16 protein-coding genes and 1 pseudogene are annotated in these 16,209 nt (G+C 72.6%); 2 read left to right on the top strand and 15 right to left on the bottom strand.

Annotated elements, in window-relative coordinates; translation table 11 throughout:
- The 7 genes and pseudogenes from VMR86_02220 to VMR86_02250 all read right to left on the bottom strand — a co-directional run.
- On the bottom strand, positions 1-669 hold a 669-nt coding region (locus VMR86_02220), incomplete at its 3' end, for an ATP-binding cassette domain-containing protein (protein ID HTO05847.1).
- Positions 666-1,658: an ABC transporter ATP-binding protein gene (locus tag VMR86_02225; GenBank protein ID HTO05848.1), complete on the bottom strand. Its 993-nt coding sequence runs from the start codon at positions 1,656-1,658 to the stop codon at positions 666-668. The genes VMR86_02220 and VMR86_02225, both read right to left, overlap by 4 nt.
- Positions 1,655-2,404 carry a hypothetical protein gene (locus VMR86_02230; protein ID HTO05849.1) on the bottom strand — a complete coding sequence of 250 codons (750 nt, stop codon included), beginning with the start codon at positions 2,402-2,404 and terminating at the stop codon, positions 1,655-1,657. Before VMR86_02230 ends, VMR86_02225 begins: the two co-directional genes overlap by 4 nt.
- A complete protein-coding gene (locus VMR86_02235) occupies positions 2,401-4,293 on the bottom strand; it encodes a tetratricopeptide repeat protein (GenBank protein ID HTO05850.1) in 1,893 nt (630 codons plus the stop codon). Before VMR86_02235 ends, VMR86_02230 begins: the two co-directional genes overlap by 4 nt.
- A gap of 15 nt (positions 4,294-4,308) precedes the next feature.
- A complete protein-coding gene (gene cysC / locus VMR86_02240) occupies positions 4,309-4,938 on the bottom strand; it encodes an adenylyl-sulfate kinase (GenBank protein HTO05851.1) in 630 nt (209 codons plus the stop codon).
- 33 nt (positions 4,939-4,971) lie between these two features.
- Positions 4,972-5,310: pseudogene (locus VMR86_02245) on the bottom strand (iron-sulfur cluster assembly scaffold protein).
- Positions 5,307-6,515 (bottom strand): aminotransferase class V-fold PLP-dependent enzyme, encoded by a 1,209-nt coding sequence (locus tag VMR86_02250; GenBank protein ID HTO05852.1) that lies wholly within the window; start codon positions 6,513-6,515, stop codon positions 5,307-5,309. The pseudogene VMR86_02245 and the gene VMR86_02250 overlap by 4 nt, the downstream one beginning before the upstream one ends.
- A gap of 54 nt (positions 6,516-6,569) precedes the next feature.
- On the opposite strand from VMR86_02250, the gene VMR86_02255 reads away from it, so the two are divergent.
- Both VMR86_02255 and VMR86_02260 read left to right on the top strand, forming a co-directional pair.
- Positions 6,570-7,373: a hypothetical protein gene (locus tag VMR86_02255; GenBank protein HTO05853.1), complete on the top strand. Its 804-nt coding sequence runs from the start codon at positions 6,570-6,572 to the stop codon at positions 7,371-7,373.
- Between the two features lie 43 nt (positions 7,374-7,416).
- A complete protein-coding gene (locus VMR86_02260; protein ID HTO05854.1) occupies positions 7,417-8,187 on the top strand; it encodes an outer membrane lipoprotein-sorting protein in 771 nt (256 codons plus the stop codon).
- 12 nt (positions 8,188-8,199) lie between these two features.
- On the opposite strand, the gene erpA is transcribed toward VMR86_02260, so the two are convergent.
- From erpA to VMR86_02300, 8 genes are all read right to left on the bottom strand, one after another.
- On the bottom strand, positions 8,200-8,529 hold the full coding sequence (gene erpA, locus VMR86_02265; GenBank protein HTO05855.1) for an iron-sulfur cluster insertion protein ErpA: 330 nt from the start codon (positions 8,527-8,529) through the stop codon (positions 8,200-8,202).
- Positions 8,530-8,567: 38 nt separating this feature from the next.
- Positions 8,568-9,323, bottom strand: a complete 756-nt coding sequence (locus VMR86_02270; protein ID HTO05856.1) for a TlyA family RNA methyltransferase — start codon at positions 9,321-9,323, stop codon at positions 8,568-8,570.
- A gap of 26 nt (positions 9,324-9,349) precedes the next feature.
- Positions 9,350-11,236 carry a 1-deoxy-D-xylulose-5-phosphate synthase gene (dxs, locus tag VMR86_02275; protein ID HTO05857.1) on the bottom strand — a complete coding sequence of 629 codons (1,887 nt, stop codon included), beginning with the start codon at positions 11,234-11,236 and terminating at the stop codon, positions 9,350-9,352.
- 8 nt (positions 11,237-11,244) lie between these two features.
- Positions 11,245-12,078 carry a polyprenyl synthetase family protein gene (locus VMR86_02280; GenBank protein ID HTO05858.1) on the bottom strand — a complete coding sequence of 278 codons (834 nt, stop codon included), beginning with the start codon at positions 12,076-12,078 and terminating at the stop codon, positions 11,245-11,247.
- The gene (locus tag VMR86_02285; protein ID HTO05859.1) at positions 12,075-12,326 is read right to left on the bottom strand and encodes an exodeoxyribonuclease VII small subunit; all 252 of its coding nucleotides are present in this window, start codon (positions 12,324-12,326) and stop codon (positions 12,075-12,077) included. Before VMR86_02285 ends, VMR86_02280 begins: the two co-directional genes overlap by 4 nt.
- 9 nt (positions 12,327-12,335) lie before the next feature.
- Positions 12,336-13,565 carry an exodeoxyribonuclease VII large subunit gene (xseA, locus tag VMR86_02290; protein ID HTO05860.1) on the bottom strand — a complete coding sequence of 410 codons (1,230 nt, stop codon included), beginning with the start codon at positions 13,563-13,565 and terminating at the stop codon, positions 12,336-12,338.
- A gap of 14 nt (positions 13,566-13,579) precedes the next feature.
- Positions 13,580-14,932: a hypothetical protein gene (locus tag VMR86_02295; GenBank protein HTO05861.1), complete on the bottom strand. Its 1,353-nt coding sequence runs from the start codon at positions 14,930-14,932 to the stop codon at positions 13,580-13,582.
- A 62-nt stretch (positions 14,933-14,994) separates the two neighbouring features.
- The coding region (locus tag VMR86_02300) for a S41 family peptidase (protein HTO05862.1) at positions 14,995-16,209 on the bottom strand (1,215 nt) is incomplete at its 5' end.

The raw sequence follows: 16,209 nt of genomic DNA on the forward strand, positions 1-16,209 counted from the left end.
GCGCCGCGACAGGTGGCGCACCACCCGCAGGTCGTGCGAGATGAACAGGTACGCGAGCCCGAAGCGCTGCTGCAGCTCGAGCAACAGGTTCAGGATCTGCGCCTGGATCGACACGTCGAGCGACGAGACCGGCTCGTCGGCTACCACCAGCCGCGGCTCGAGCGCGAGCGCGCGCGCGATCCCGATGCGCTGCCGCTGTCCGCCGCTGAACTCGTGCGGGTAGCGCGCGGCCTGGTCGGGCGAGAGACCGACCGTGTCCAAGAGCTCGGCCACGCGCTTCTCGAGCTCCGCGCCGGAGGCCAGCCGGTGCACCAGGAGCCCCTCGCCGACGATCTCGCCCACGGTCATGCGCGGGTTCAACGACGCGAACGGGTCCTGGAAGACGATCTGCATGCGGCGGCGCAGCGTGCGCAGCTCGGCGCGCGACAGCGCGCGCACGTCGCGGCCCTCGAAGCGGATCTCGCCCGCGTCGGGCTCGATCAGCCGCAGGATGAGCCGCGCCAGGGTCGACTTGCCGCAGCCCGACTCACCGACCAGGCCCAGTGTCTCGCCGGCAGCCAGCTCGAGGTCGACCTCGGCCACGGCCTGGAGCCGGGCGCGCCGGCCCAAGCCGCCGCTCACCTCGAACGACTTCGAGAGTCCGCGCACCTGGAGCAGCGGCTCGCTCACTGCCGCGCTCCCGGGACGGGCACGGGGTTGTGACACGCCACGGCGCTGCCAGCGGGGGTCGGCTCGAGCACCGGGTCGTCGACCGCGCAGCGCTCGAGCGCGCGCGAGCAGCGCTCGCGGAAGCTGCAGCCCTTGGGCCGCGGCGCGAGGTCGGGCACGCGGCCGCCGATCACGTGCAACGGCTGGCCCGGCCGCACGCGCTGCGAGGGCAGTGAGTCGAGCAGCCCGCGCGTGTAGGGGTGGCGGGGCGCGGCGAAGATCTGCTCGACGCTTCCGCTCTCGACCACGCGCCCGGCGTAGAGCACCGCGACCCGCTGCCCTGTCTCGGCCACCACGCCCAGGTCGTGGGTGATGAACAGCACGGCCATGCCGAAGCGCCGCTTGAGTGAGTCGATCAGCTCCAGGATCTGCGCCTGGATCGTGACGTCGAGCGCGGTGGTCGGCTCGTCGGCGATCAGCACCGCCGGGTCGTTGGCCAGCGCCATGGCGATCATCACGCGCTGGCGCATGCCGCCCGAGAGCTGGTGCGGGTAGTCGCGCATGCGCGCGCGCGGCTCGGGAATGCCCACGAGCTCGAGCAGCTCGAGCACGCGCGCCTGGCGCTCGGTCCTGCCCAGGTCGCGGTGCACGCGGATCGCCTCTTCGATCTGGACGCCGATGCGGAACACCGGGTTCAGCGAAGTCATCGGCTCCTGGAAGATCATCGCGATGCGGTTGCCGCGCACCGTGCGCAGCGCCTCGGGCGAGGCGCGCAAGAGGTCGTGGCCCTCGAACAGCACCTGGCCGCGCTCGATGCGCGCCGGCGGCTCGGGCAGGAGCCGCAGGATGGAGAGTGCGCTGACCGACTTGCCGCAGCCCGACTCTCCGACCATGCAGAGTGTCTGGCCGGCGTGGAGCTCGAGGTCGACGCCGTCCACCGCGGTGAGCTTGCCCCGCCGGGTGGTGAAGCTGGTGCACAGGTCGCGCACCTCGAGCACGGGCTCACTCATCGCGCGGGGTCCCGGCGGGCGACCGTGAACAGCGCCGGGTCGAGCTTGGGGTTGAGCTCCACCTGGGTGAGCTCGAGCTCGGCGCGCAAGCTGGTTTCCGGGAACGACAGCACCAGCGAGAACGGATACCGCCCGCCCGGCACGTCGCGCCACTCGTCGTACTCGGCCTGCCAGCGCACCTGCCCGCGCGCGTCGAGCGCGGACAGGCGCGACAGCTCGCCGCCGGCCGCGAAGCGCACGCTCTGGGTGGCGCCGCGCAGCTCGCGCTCGTCGCCGCGCCCGAGTATCTCGCGCGGCGGCCAGTCGCTCGCCAGCGGCTCCGCCAACAGCGCCCGAATCGCCTCGCTCGGCTCGAGCGTGAGGCCCAGGCGCTCGCGCAGGGTGTCCGCCTTGGTGTCTCCGTCCTCGACTCTCTGGCCGTCGAAGAAGCGGAACAGGTCGTCGTCGAGGATGAAGACGCTCTGCGCCTGGCCCAGCACGTTCAGGCTCTCCAGGCGCATGCGCGCCGGGCGCTGGACCAGCACGACCTCCTGCACCGAGACCGTGCCGTCCTTCGACTTCACGCGCAGCTTGCCCGTGGCGCGCAGCGCCTGGCGCGCCTCGGCGTCCCGGGTCGCGGCGGCGAAGCGCGCGTGCAGGGCGTCCTCCTCCCCCGCGATCGGCCGGAACGGCGGACCCTCGGAGGTCGCGCACGCCGCGAGCGCCAGACAGGCGAGCGCGCAGGCCGCGCGCGCGGCCAGTCTCAATGTGTGGCCTTGCGCTGCTCGGCGCGCCCCATCTGGTGCTGCAGTGACTCGATCTGCGCGCGGATCTTCACGGCGTCGTCGTCCTCGGGCGAGAGAGTCAGTGCGCGTTTGTAGGTCGCGAGCGCGTCGTCGTAGCGGGCCAGCGAGCGGTACGCGTCGCCCAGGTGCCAGGTGATCACCGGATCGCCCTTGTCGAGCAGCGAGAGCGCGTGCTCGAGCTGCGAGCGCGCGGCGTTGAACGAGCTGCGCGCCTGCTCGCGCTGGCCCGCCTCGAGCTGGCGCAGGCCCCGCTGGTAGTACAGCCAGCCCAGGCTGTCGGTGATGTAGCCGTCGTCGGGCTTGATCGAGATCGCCTTGCGGATCATGCGCTCCGCCTCGTCGAGTCTCTCGCCCTTCTCGGCCCAGCTGTAGCCCATGTAGTTCAGGGCGCTGGCGTGGTTGGGGTCCAGCTCGAGCGCCTTGTTCATCTGCTCGAAGCAGCGCTCGCGGTCGTTGGCCTCGCCGTAGATCACGCCCAGGTCGTAATACAGGTCGGCCTCTTGCGGGCTGGCCGCGATCAGCTCCTGCATCAGCGCCACCGCGCCCTGCAGGTCGCCCTTCTTCTGGTACAGCCCGGCGAGGTACACCTGGAGCGACTTCTTGTCGGGCGCCGCGGCGATCGCGCGCTTCAGCTCCGTGATCGCGCGGTCCCAGTCCTTGTGGCGCTCGTAGATGCGCGCCATCAGGCTGCGCGCGTCGGCGAAGCGCGGCGACGAGGGCGGCACCTGCTCGAGCTCCGCCAGCGCCTGGTCACTGCGGCCGGCCTCGTCGTGCACCAGACCCACGAAGTACTTCACCTCGTTGGCGTAGCGCGCGCCGTCGTTCTCGCCGCCGTCGCCCTCGCTCGCGCTCAGCACCGCCTGGAAGCGGTCGATCGCGTCGTCGTAGCGATTGGCCTCGTAGTAGAAGAGACCGAGCCGGAACTGCGCCGCGGCGAGCTCCGGGTGCTCGTCGACCAGCTCCTCGAGCGCGGCGATCGCGTGCTTGCGGTCCTTCTGGTCCTCGTAGATCTGCGCGATGCGCATCAGCGCCGCGGGGTCACCGGGCGCGACCGCGAGCTTCTCGCGCAGAATCGCGATCTCGCCCTTGGCGTCCTTGCTCTGGCGCTTGAGGCGCGCGATCGCGTCGAACAGCGCGGCCTGGTCGGGCTCGACCTTGAGACCCTTGCGGTAGGCGCGCTCGGCCTCGACCGGCTTGTCGTCGCGCTCGTACGCGGCGCCCAGCGCGAGATAGCCGCGCACGTCGTCGGGGTCCTTCTGGATCATGCGCTGCGCGATGCGCATGGCCTGATCGTTCTTGTCGAGGTTCAGGTACAGCGTGAAGAGCGTGTACATGCCCTCGTCGCTGAGCGTGCCCTTGTCCGCCAGCGGCTCGAGCAGCTCGATCGCGCGATCGTAGTTGCGCATGCGCGCGTGCAGGCCCGCGAGCCCGACGCGCAGGTCCTCGTCGTCGGGCTGGAGCGCGAGCGCGCGCTCCGCGTAGTCGAGCGCGCGCGCCGGCTCGCCGGCGGCCATCCACACCTGTGCCAGCGCGCGCTGCAGCTCGGCCGACTGCGGGTCGAGGCGAGCGGCGCGCTCGTAGGCCTCGGCCGCCTCGAGATAGCGGCGGTCGAGCTCGAGCGCGCGGCCGCGCATGAACTCGGCGCCGGCCTCCGCCTCGGGCGAGACCGGAGTCACGTGGGTTTCGGGCTGGTCGATCAGGATCGGCGAGCCGGTGTCGCCGCCGGGCCACGTGGCGCAGGACGCCGCCGCCAGGGCGAGCAGCGAGATCAGGGCCGTGCGCGCGGTGTGATCGACTCGGATGACCGAAATCCTTCGAGAAGACGGCAGCCTAGCAGTGACATGACGCACCGGCAATCGGCCGTTTCAGGTCTTATCGGCCGCGCGCGCCGCGGGGATCAGTCCGCGCGCCTCGAGCGCGGCCAGGAGCGCATGCACGCTCTCCGCGAGCGGCTGCGTGCCGGTCGCGACGCGCAGCTCGGGGGCGTCGGGCGGCTCGTAGGGCGCCGAAATGCCGGTGAACTCGGCGATCGCGCCCGCGCGCGCCTTCCGGTAGAGACCCTTGGGGTCGCGGCGCTCGCAGATCTCGAGCGGGCAGTCGACGAACACCTCGAGGAACTCGCCCGGCGGGAGCGCGGCGCGCACGCGCGCGCGGTCGTCGCGGTAGGGCGAGATGAACGCGGTGAGCACCAGCACCCCGGCGTCGTTCATGAGCTTCGCCACCTCTCCCACCCGGCGGATGTTCTCGACCCGGTCCTCGGGCGAGAAGCCGAGGTCGGCGCACAGGCCGTCGCGGACGTTGTCGCCGTCGAGCACGTAGGCGAGCACGCCGCGCGACACCAGCTCTTGCTCGAGCGCGCGCGCCAGGGTCGATTTGCCCGAGCCCGAGAGACCCGTGAGCCAGAGCGTCACCGAACGGTGTCGCAGGAGCGCCGCCCGGTCGGCGCGCGAGACGTGACTCGGGCTCGGCGTCAGGTTGTCGCTCTTGGGCGGCATGGGGGGCGCAAGATACGCGAGCGCGAGACGCAGCGCCCGCAGCGGCAGCTCGGCCAGCCGCGCCTGCTCGGGCGCGAGCGCGAGCGCCGCGGCGAGCGCATCGGCCGTGAGTGCCAGGGCCGCGTCGCGGCCGCGTCCCGCGAGCTGCTCCACGGCCGCGCTCGCGACCGCGATCGTGACCGGACAGCCGAAGGCCTGGAAGCGCACGTCGGCGAGCCGCGCGTGCTCGAGGCGCACGTGCAGGCGCACGCGCTGGCCGCCCTGCGCGTCGCGCGCCTCGCCGCACGCCACCCCGGGCGCTCCGGGAGTGAGTCGTCCGGCGCCGACCGGCGCGCGGAAGTGCGCCAGCACGGCGTCGGAGTACTCGCTCACGTGCGCGCCGCGCGCCGCGCCCCGCGCTGCAGGTCGTCCCAGACCGGGGACAGCGCGCGCAGCCGGCGCACGGCCGCGATCACGAGCTCCGCCGCGCGGTCGATTTCGTCTGCGCGGGTCGCGCGCCCGAGACCGAAGCGCAGCGCGGAGAGCGCGCGCGGTCCGTCGGCGCCCAGCGCGCGCAACACGTGCGAGGCCTCGCGCTTGGCCGAGGTGCAGGCCGAGCCGGTCGAGAGCGCGAGCTCGGGCAGCGCGGCGAGCAGCGCCTCGCCTTCCGCGCCGAGGAACGAGACGTTCAGATTCCCGGCCAGGCGCGGCTCGGCCGCGCCGTTCCGGACGATCGCCGGCAGGCCGGCTTCGAGCCGGGCCCACAGCCGGTCGCGCAGGCCCGCGATCCGGCGCGCGTCGTCGTCGCGCGAGGCGCGCGCGAGCTCGGCCGCCCGGCCGAAGCCGACACACAGCGCCACCGGCAGCGTGCCGCTGCGCAGGCCGCGCTCGTGACCGCCGCCGTGCAGGATCGGCTCGAGCCGGGCCGGCGGCGGGCGACGGCGCAGCACGAGCGCCCCGATGCCCTTGGGCCCGTAGAGCTTGTGCGCGGAGAGCGAGAGGAAGTCGACACCGAGCCGGGTCAGGTCGAGCGCCACGGTCGCGGGTGACTGCGCCGCGTCGCAGTGGAACGCCGCGCCCGCCTCGGCCGCCACGCGCGCGAGCTCGGCGATCGGCTGAATCACTCCGATCTCGTTGTTGGCGTGCATGACCGAGACCAGAGCCGCGGGCTCGCGCAGCGCCGCGCGCAGCGCGCCGGGGTCGAGCAATCCCCCGGCGTCGACCGGCAGGAGCGCGCTCGCGAAGCCCTCGCGCTCGAGCGCGGCCACGGGGTCGAGCGCCGCGCGGTGCTCGGTCCGGCAAGTCACCAGGCGCGCCGCAGCTCCGGCCCGGCGCGCCGCGCGGGCTCCGCCCAGGAGCGCCAGGTTGTTGGCCTCGGTGGCGCCCGAGGTGAAGATCACGTCGCGCGCGTCGGCGCCCACGAGCGCCGCGACCTGCGCGCGCGCGCGCTCCACGGCTTCGGCGGCGCGCCAGCCGAAGGCGTGCGTGCGGCTGGCAGCGTTCCCGAACTCCTCGCCCAGGTACGGCAGCATGGCCTCGACGACGCGCGGATCGGTCGGCGTCGTGGCGTGGTGATCGAGATAGATCGGCGGCTGCACCGGTACACTCTGCGCCCTCGGCCCGCGCGTCGCCAGCGAGCCGCGGGAGGTGCCTTGCGGATCGCGTCACTCGCCGCGCTCGCCCTCTGCGCCGCCGCGCTCGCGGCTCCGGCGCGCGCCGGCGACGAGCCCGACGCCGCGCAGCTGGCCGCGCTCGCCCGCCAGCGCAACTTCGGCACGACCGCGGTCGAGGTCTGGAAGAGCGACTGGCAGGGCCAGGAGCTGTCCTACGGCGTGGCGCGGCGCTGGGTCTCGGGCAAGGCCGAGGTATTCGTGCGCGTGTTCGAGCCGCACAAGTACGAGCCGCTCGCGTTCCTGATTCGCGAGCGCGAGGACGGCGCGCCGGGCATCGAGTACTTCCGCTCACCCAAGCTGTTCGGGGTCGACCGGCGCACGGGTCGAACGCTCGACGTGGTGCTGGCGAGCCCGATCGAGCGCCTGCCCTTCGCGCCCGGCCTGCCGGCGCTGGCCGATCTGTGGCCCCAGCGCGCCTCGGACTTCGCGCTCGCGCGCCTTGCAGACCGCGCGTCCGACGGCAGGCCCTGCCGCGTGCTCGAAGAGAGGCTGCGCGCCGGCGCCGGCGACTACGACCGCGTGCTGACCTTCCTGGCGCGGGATTCCGGCCTGGCGCTCGAGACACAGTATCTGCGAGGCGAGCACCTGGTGAGGCGAGTCACCGTTTCGGCGGGCGACGTCGAGGGCGCGGGCGAGAGCGCCGTGATCCGGCGGCGCACGATCGAGCGCCCCGGCGAAGCGGACCAGGTCGTGACGCTTCTAAATTTCAATCTCGACCCGGTCCTTCCCGATCAGCTCTTCACGAGCTCGAACCTTCGGGCCGGGCGGTTCCCCTCCTACTAGCGCTCCGCGCGACGACGGACGGTGCCGCCGAAACGGGTGCGGCATGCGCTGGAAGTCATTCGCCTTGGTGCTGGCGTTCTCGCCCTTCCTGGTCGGCTTCGACGGACCGGACGCGCGCGAGGCGCTCGACGCCGCGCTACGGAATCTGTATCAGCCCGACGTGCTGGTGGCGGTGGAGCTGTCGATCGACGAAGGCCTGCCCGACGCCGAGGGAGTCACTTTCGCGTACGGCCGCAAGACCAAGGGCGGCGAGACCCGCACGCTGGTGTACGACGGCGACGGGCGGCGCGACTCGGCGCGCGTGCTGTTGTTCCAGAAGCCCGGCGAGTCCGACCGCGCCTTCACCTCGGTCGGCACGCGCGGCCAGGTGCGGCCGGTGAGCATGGGCCGCTACCGCGCGTCGCTCTTCGGCAGTGACTTCAACTATGCCGACTTCCGCGCGCGGCGCGCCGACGACTACCGCATCGAGGTGCTGGGCGAGGACCGCATCGACGGCGAGGACTGCCGCGTCTTGCGCCTGCGCCCGCTCGACGGCCCGTACACGATGCTCCTGGCCTGGGTCTCGCAGGACCGGCCCGTCATCGTGCGCACCGATTACTTCGACGACGCCGGCCTGTGGAAGCGCTACGAGGCGCGCATCGACCGCATCGAGAAGAACATCGAGTGGTGGATCCCGATGGAGGACGAGATGACCGACCTCCGCACCGGCCGCCACACCGTGCGCCGCGTGCGCAACGTGGTCGTGGGCGCAGAAGTGCCCGACGAGGCGTTCACGCTCACGCAGCTCGCGCGCGGGCGGATGCCGAACTTCTGAGAGCTCGGCGCCCTACGCTCCGAAGCTCTGCCCGCAGCCGCAGGTCGACGTGGCGTTGGGGTTCTCGATCTTGAAGCCCGAGCCGTTCAGGTCGTCGACGTAGTCGATCTTGGTGCCGAGCAGGTAGACGGCGCTCTTCGAGTCGACCACGACCGGGACGCCGTGCGCTTCGCTCTTCTGGTCCCAGTCGCCGACCTTGTCGTCGAACATGAGCTGGTACTGCAGACCGCTGCAGCCGCCGCCCACGACCTTGAGCCGCAGCGCGTAGCCCGCCCGCCCGTCGCGCTCGATCAGCTGCCGGACCTTCGAAGCCGCCGCTTCCGTGAGAGAAACAACCGACATGGTGCGCTTAGTCTAGGCAGCCGCGGCCACTTGGCAAATCAGCGCCCGGCGGCCTCGGGTTCTCCCGCGCGCAAGAGCAGGAGGAAGACCTCGCGGTTTCCCTTGGGTCCCGCCAGCACGCTCTCGGCCTCGCCCAGGGTCGAAAAGCCCAGCGCCTCGGCCGCCTCGCGCACCTGGCGCACGGCGCGCGCCCGCAGCTCCGGATCGCGCACGATGCCCTTGGGCGCGGCCTTCCGCTCGAGCTCGAACTGGGGCTTCACCAGCGCGAGCAGCCGTCCGCCCGGGCGCACGAGCTCGCGGAGCTTCGGCAGCACCGTGCGCAACGAGATGAACGACACGTCCGCGGTCACCAGGTCGTAGGGCGCGCGCTCGCCGGGCACGAAGTGGCGCACGTTGGTGCGCTCCAGTGACTCGACGCGCGGGTCGGCGCGCAGCCTGGTGTCGAGCTGGCCGCGGCCGACGTCGAGCGCGAACACGTGCACGGCCCCCCGCTGCAGGAGACAGTCGGTGAAGCCGCCGGTCGACGCGCCCACGTCGGCGCAGCGCAGGCCCGCGGGATCGACGCCGAGCGCGTCGAGCGCGCCCGCGAGCTTCTCGCCGCCGCGCGACACGTAGCGGCTGCGCGCGCGCAGCACGAGCTGGGCGTCGGCGGGAATCTGTGTGCCCGCCTTGTCGAGCACCACGCCGTCGAGCTCGACCTCGCCCGCCAGGATGCGCGCCTGCGCGCGCGCGCGCGTGGTCTCGAGCCCGAGCTCGACGACGCGCTGATCGAGGCGGACCTTCGGGCGAGCCACTGTGCGGCGCGAGCCGGCCGGAGTGACTAGCGCGCGAGCAGCGCGCGCACGGCGCGCTCGATGCCTTCCGCGTCGAGGCCGATCGCCGCGCGCCACTCGTCCTGCGAGCCGTGCTCCACGATCTCGTCGGGCACGCCGAGCGCGCGCACCGGCACCGAGATGCCCTGCGCGGCCAGGCAGGCCAGCACCGCGTCGGCGAACCCGCCCTGACTGGCGTGCTCCTCCACGATCACCAGCGCGTGGCAGCGGCGCGCGAGCTCCGCGAGCCAACGGCCGTCGACGGGCTTGGCGAAGCGCGCGTTCAGCACCGCCGCGGAGATGCCGTGCTCGGCGAGTCGCTGCGCCGCCTCCTGCGCGGCCGCCACCGAGTGACCCAGCGCGACGATCGCGGCGTCGCTGCCGTCGCGCAGCAGCTCGGCCTCGCCGATCTTGAGCGGCTTGATGTCGGCGTCGAGCGGCACGCCGAGCGCAGAGCCGCGCGGGAAGCGCAGCGCCGCGGGGCCGGGGTACTCGATCGCCGTCTTCAGCATCTGGCGCAGCTCGTTCTCGTCCTTGGGCGCCATCACCACCATGTTCGGCAGCGCGCGCAGATAGGCAATGTCGTACAGGCCCTGGTGAGTCGCGCCATCGGCGCCGACCAGGCCCGCGCGGTCGAGCGCGAAGGTCACGTCGAGGTTCTGCACGCACACGTCGTGCACGATCTGGTCGTACGCGCGCTGCAGGAAGGTCGAGTAGATCGCGCACACGGGCTTCAGGCCCTCGGTCGCGAGCCCGGCCGCGAACGTGACCGCGTGCTGCTCGGCGATGCCCACGTCGTAGAAGCGGTCCGGGAAGGCCTGCTCGAACTTGTCCAGGCCCGTGCCGCCCGCCATTGCCGCGGTGATGCCCACGATGCGCGGGTCGGTCTTCGCCAGCGCGATCAGCGCATCGGCGAAGGCGCCGGTCCACGACGGCTTGCCGCCGGGTGACTTCTTCATCGCGCCCGACGAGACCTCGAACTGCTCGACGCCGTGATACTTCACGGGGTCGGCTTGCGAGTACTCGTAGCCGTAGCCCTTCTCGGTGCGGCAGTGCACGAGCACGGGGTGCTCGTTGTCCTCGATGTCTCTCACGTTGCGGAAGGCCTCGACCAGCTCGGTCACATTGTGACCATCGAGCGGGCCGATGTAGTTGAAGCCCAGGCCCTCGAAGAGCTGCGCGGGCGAGATGAACGCCTTGAAGCTCTGCTCGGCGCGGCGCGCCATCTCGACCAGCTCGTCGCCGGCGCCCGGGATCGACTCGAGGAAGCTCTTCACCGCGTGCTTCAGGCGGCGCGTCTGCGGCGCGGACCAGCGGCGCGCCAGGAACGAGGTGAGCGCGCCGACGTTGGGCGAGATCGACATCTCGTTGTCGTTCAGCACGACCACCAGGTTCGAGAGCTTGAGATACCCGGCGTTGTTCAGGCCCTCGTAGGCCATGCCGGCGGTGAGCGCGCCGTCGCCGATCACGGCAACGACCTTCTCCTTGCCGCCGCGGCGGCGGATCGCCTCGGCGATGCCCGTGGCGGCCGAGATCGAGGTCCCGGCGTGACCCGCGCCGAACACGTCGTAGGGTGACTCGTGGCGGCGCAGGAACTTGCCCATGCCGCCCTTCTTGCCGATCGACGCGAACTGCTCGCGCCGGCCGGTGAGCATCTTGTGCGGGTAGCCCTGGTGACCGACGTCCCAGATCAGCTTGTCGCGCGGCGTCTCGAACACGTAGTGCAGGGCCACGGCCAGCTCGACCGCGCCCAGCCCGGCCGAGAGGTGACCGCCGGTCTTCGAGATCGTGTCGATGATCGCGCCGCGCACCGCGGCCGCGACCTCGGGCAGGCGGTCCTCGGGCAGCCGCCGCAGGTCGTCGGGAAAGCGCACCTCGTCCAGTATGTGACTCATCGTCTCCCCTACCTCAGTCGACCGGCGGCCGCGGCCGCGAGGCCGCGCAGGTACGCGCCGCCCGCGCCGAACGAGTCGGCGAGCGCGAGCGCGCGGCCGACCGCGTCGCGCACGCGCTCGCGCGCGCCCGACTCGTCGGTCACCAAGAGAATCGAGCACTCGTCGCGACCGCCGTCGAGCAGGTCGTCGACCAGCTGGAACGCCTGACCGTAGGCGAGCCCGAACGCGTCGAGTGACTCGAGCTCGCGCGCCGGCCGCCCCGCGGCCACGCCCGGCGACCAGACACAGAAGCGGAACAGGGCCGCCGTCTTGCGCTCGTGGATCGAGGCGACCAGCGCCGCGTTGGCCCGCTCCGGATCGAAGGCCAGGTCATCGACCTGGCCGCCCACGAGCTCGCGCGAGCCCGCCGCGCGTGCCAGCCGCGCGACCACCGCGCTCGGCGCGCCTGCGTCCGCCAGCGCCTCGAAGGCCAGCGCGAGCAGCGCGTCTCCGACCAGGATCGCGTTCGCCTCGCCGAACTTCACGTGCACGGTGGGCCGGCCGCGGCGCAGGTCGTCGTCGTCCATGGCCGGCAGGTCGTCGTGCACGAGCGAGTAGGTGTGCACGAGCTCCACCGCTGCGGCGAGCGGGGCTGCGCGCTCGGGCGCGAGCCCGCAGGCGTGTGCTGCCGCGAACACCAGCGCGGGCCGCAGGCGCTTCCCGCCCGAGTAGACCGCGTAGCGCATGGCCTCGTGCAGCGGCTCGGGTGACTCGCTGGCGCGCGGGAGTGTCTGGTCGAGCTGCGCATCGACGCGCGCGCACGACTGGTCGAGAAAGCGCTCGAGATCGACGTCCGCGCTCACGAGGCGTCCTCGGCGAACGGGCGCTCCACCGGGCCCTTGGCGGTCTCCTCGAGCCGGCGGATGCGCAGCTCGGCGGCTTCCAGGCTGCTCGAGCAGCGGCGGGCGAGCGACACGCCCTCTTCGAACGCTGCCAGCGCCTGCTCGAGCTCCAGCTCCCCGCTCTCGAGCCGCGCCACGACGGCCTCGAGCGAGGCGAGACACGCTTCGAACCGCGGCTCCGACTCCTGCGGGTCCTGCCCTGCCGCCATGTCCTCCCCTCAGAGCTCCGGCTCGCTCTCGGACTCGCGCACCGTAGCGCGAATTCGCCCGCGCGCGAGCCGCAGCAGGATAGCGTCTCCGGGAGAGACCTCGGCGGGCGCGCGCAGGAGCCGCCCGTCGGCCTCGCGAAACGCAAGTGTGTAGCCGCGGCCGAGCACGGCCAGCGGCGAAAGCGCGTCGAGCCGGCCCGCGAGGCCCGCCAGGCGCGCGGCGCCGCGTTCGTGCGCCCGCTGCACGCCCGTGCCCAGCCGCAGCGTCAGGTCGCCGAGCTTGCGGCGCGCTTCGCGCAGGCGCTGCGCGGGGTGCACGAGCCCGCGGCGCAGTGACTCCAGGCGATGGCCGAGCTCGCGCAAGCGCGCGCGCAGCCGGCTCTTCATGCGCAGCTCGAGCGCAGCCACGCGCTGCAGGAGCGCGTTCGAGTCCGGTGCGACCAGCTCCGCGGCCGCGGTCGGCGTGGCCGCGCGCGCGTCGGCCACGAAGTCGCACAGCGTCCAGTCGACCTCGTGACCCACGGCCGAGACCACCGGTGTCTCGAGCGCGAAGATCGCGCGCACCAGCTCCTCGCGGTTGAAGTTCCACAGATCCTCGAGTGACCCGCCGCCGCGCGCCAGCACGATCACCTCGACGCCCGGCCGCTCCGCGACCAGATGCAGCCCGCGCACCAGCTCGCGCCACGCGCCCTCGCCCTGCACGCGCGCGTCGTAGACCAGCACCTCGGGCGTGCGGCAGCGCCGGCGCAGCGCGCGCAGGAAGTCGTGGATCGCCGCGCCCTGCGCGCTCGTGACCAGCCCGATGCGCCGCGGCAGGAAGGGCAGCGCGCGCTTGTGCTCGGGCGCGAACAGCCCCTCGGCCGCGAGCTCCGCGCGCAGTCTCTCGAAGGCGAGCCGCAGCGCGCCCTCGCCGCGCGGCGCGAGCTCCGAGACCACGAGCTGCAGCGCCCCGCGCTCCCAGTACACGTCGAGCACGCCGCGCACGCGCACGACCATGCCCTCCTGCGGCTCGATCGCGAGCTCCTCCTGCGCGCCGCGGAACATGACCGCGCGCAACAGCGCGCGCTCGTCCTTGAGGTCGAAATACAGGTGACCCGCGCGCGAGCGGTAGAGCGAGGCGATCTCGCCCTCGACCACCACGACGCCGACCTCGTGGCGCAGCGTGCCGCGCACGAGCTCGACCAGCTCGCCGACCTGCAGCACCGGGACGGGCTCGGCCTCGCGCGTGACTGGCGGCATGGCCCGACGGTAGCTCACTGCGGCGGCTGCGGGATCTCGCGGTAGACCAGCCAGGTCCAGCCCGAGAGACCCGCATACGGGAAGATCCGGACCAGCGCGTACACGTGGCCCAGCACCTCGATGTAGTCCTTGCGCGGGGGCTCGAGGCGGAAGTCGTGCAAGACCAGCCACTGGGGCGGGTGCTCGCCGACCTGCCGGGTCTCCACGTAGCGGATCCGGTCGCGCACGCCCAGCCGGCGCGTCTGGTCCTCGAGCACGGTGCGGTTCCGGAAGTCGTGGAAGCTGCCCACGGTGATGGGCCCCGGAGGACTGCTCGCGAGGATCAGCTCCACCGCCTCGCGGTAGTGACCCCGCCCGTCCTTCAGGAGCGCCGCGAGCTGCAGCGCGTTCCCGGCGGCGAACACGGCCAGCGCCAGCGTGGCCGCCGCGAGCCCGGCGCGGCCCAGGCCGGCGATCCGCGCCCACCCCGAGCCGGCCACGTACAGGAAGAGCGGCACCAGCACCGCGAAGTGCCGCGGGTACACGTACTCGGGCCGGAGCACCAGCAGGTAGGGAATCGGCGCCAGGAACGCGCCGGCGAAGAACACCGCGCGCAGGTCGCGGGCTCGCGCGAGCGCCCACAGCTCGTAGCCCGCGGCCGCCACGAAGCCGAGCCCGAGCCAGCGCAGCGCCCCTTCCGGGAGACCCAGCGTGGCGCCGGCCAGGTCGGGCAGCACCGCCAGCGGGTCGTAGTGCGGCGCGCCGCCGACTGCCAGCCAGCGCACGTCGACCAGCCACAGGAAGCCCAGGAACGCGACCGGCAGCGCGAGCAGCGCGAGGTCGAGCGCGCTCGCTCGCCGGCTGCGCCAGGCGTCGGCCGCCACCCAGGCCGCCGCGCCCGCCAGCACGAACACGAACGTGAGGTGGGACAAGAGCCCGAGCAGCGCGCTGGCCGCGAAGCCGCCCGCCCAGCGCCGCTCGCGCGTGGCCAGATGGCGCTCGAGCGCGAGATACGCGGCGAGCGCGCAGAACAACGCCGGGCCGTAGCCGCGCGCCTCGGAGCCGTAGTGCACGAGAAAGCGCGAGCCCGCGAGCAGAAACGCCGTGACTGCCGCCGCGAGTCTCCCGCGCTCGAGTGGGAAGGCCGCGCCCAGCGCGACCAGGCCCACGCCCGCCGCCACCGACAGCGCGCGCTGCACGAGCGCCGACCCGTCGTCGCCCCACAGCCGCATCCACAGCGTGTTCAGGTAGTCGTTGTTGTCGAAGTGCAGGCCCCAGATCACGTCGAGCGCCGTGGGCGCGGCGTGCGCGAGCTGGAGCGACCAGATCTCGTCGAGCCACAGATCGCCGCGCGCGGCCCCCAGGCGCAGGGCTCCGCCCAGGACCACCGCCGATGCAGCGATCCAGAACGGCCAGCCGCGCGAGTCAGTCAGTGACTGCTCCGCGGGCGCTAGGCGCCGCCCTCCCGGTGCAACTTCGAGAACACCGTCCAGCTCTTCAAGAGCTCGATCGCGCGCGAGAGCTGGCGATCGGAGTCGACGGACTTGGCGAAGCGCGCCTCTTTGTCGGCGCCGCCCGGGCCCGCCTCGGGCGCGTCGGACTCGGTCGCCGGCTCCGGGGCCGGGGCCGGTGCGGGCGCCGCCTGCTGCTTCTTGTCCTTGGAGACGAAGTGACCCGCGAGGTCCTCCTCGCCCATGGGATGGCGCTGCTGGTCCTTGGTCTCTTTCTGCGCCGCGAGCTCGGCCTCGCTGAACGGCTCGACCACGACGTCGGGCTGCACGCGCACCTCCTGGATCGAGCGGCCGCTCGGCAGGTAGTAGAGCGCCGTGGTGAGTCGCAGGCCGGAGCCGTCCTCGAGCGGGATGATGGTCTGCACCGAGCCCTTGCCGAAGGTCTGCGTGCCGAGCACGAGCGCGCGCTTGTGGTCCTGGAGCGCGCCCGAGACGATCTCACTGGCCGAGGCGCTGCCCCCGTTCACCAGCACGATCATCGGGTACTCGGGCTCCGTGCCTTCCTTCTTGGCGTGCCACTCCATGCGGTTCCCGCCGTTGCGGCCCTCGGAGAACACGATCATGCCCTCGTCGATCCAGATGTCTCCGACCTTCACGGCCTGGTCGAGCAAGCCCCCCGGGTTGTCGCGCAGGTCGAGCACCAGGCCGCGGAAGTTCCCGCCCGCCGTCTCGTGCGCCTTGGCCAGCGCCTCTTCGAGGTCGGGCGCGGTGCGCTCCTGGAACTGCGACAGGCGGACGTACGGGATGTCCTTGTCGATCATGTGCAGAGTCACGCTCGACACGCGGATCGACGCGCGCTTGATCACGAACGGCTTCGGCTGCGCCCAGCCGTCGCGCAGCACCTGGATCAGGATCTTCGTGCCGCGCGGGCCGCGCATCATCTTCACGGCCTCGAGCAGGTTCATGTCCTGGGTCGACTTGCAGCTCTTCTCGCTGCCGTCGGGACACACCGCCACGATCTGGTCCTTGGCGCGGATGCCGGCCAGCGCGGCAGGCGTGCCGTCGATCGGGGACACCACCGAGACGAAGCCCTCGGACTTGTCGCCGTCGCCCTTGGTGATCTCGATGCCCAGACCCTCGAACTCACCCTTGGTGTCGCGCTGGACCTCTTTGTAGAGATCCTTCGACAGGTAGGAGGTGTGGGGGTCGAGCGT

The organism is Myxococcota bacterium (assembly GCA_035498015.1).
Lineage (GTDB): Bacteria > Myxococcota_A > UBA9160 > SZUA-336 > SZUA-336 > VGRW01.

Coding starts and splice junctions, on each gene's coding strand:
- VMR86_02260 (HTO05854.1), top strand. CDS start 7,417: ATGCGCTGGAAGTCATTCGCCTTGGTGCTGGCGTTCTCGCCCTTCCTG.
- dxs (HTO05857.1), bottom strand. CDS start 11,236: ATGAGTCACATACTGGACGAGGTGCGCTTTCCCGACGACCTGCGGCGG.
- erpA (HTO05855.1), bottom strand. CDS start 8,529: ATGTCGGTTGTTTCTCTCACGGAAGCGGCGGCTTCGAAGGTCCGGCAG.
- VMR86_02225 (HTO05848.1), bottom strand. CDS start 1,658: ATGAGTGAGCCCGTGCTCGAGGTGCGCGACCTGTGCACCAGCTTCACC.
- xseA (HTO05860.1), bottom strand. CDS start 13,565: ATGCCGCCAGTCACGCGCGAGGCCGAGCCCGTCCCGGTGCTGCAGGTC.
- cysC (HTO05851.1), bottom strand. CDS start 4,938: ATGCCGCCCAAGAGCGACAACCTGACGCCGAGCCCGAGTCACGTCTCG.
- VMR86_02285 (HTO05859.1), bottom strand. CDS start 12,326: ATGGCGGCAGGGCAGGACCCGCAGGAGTCGGAGCCGCGGTTCGAAGCG.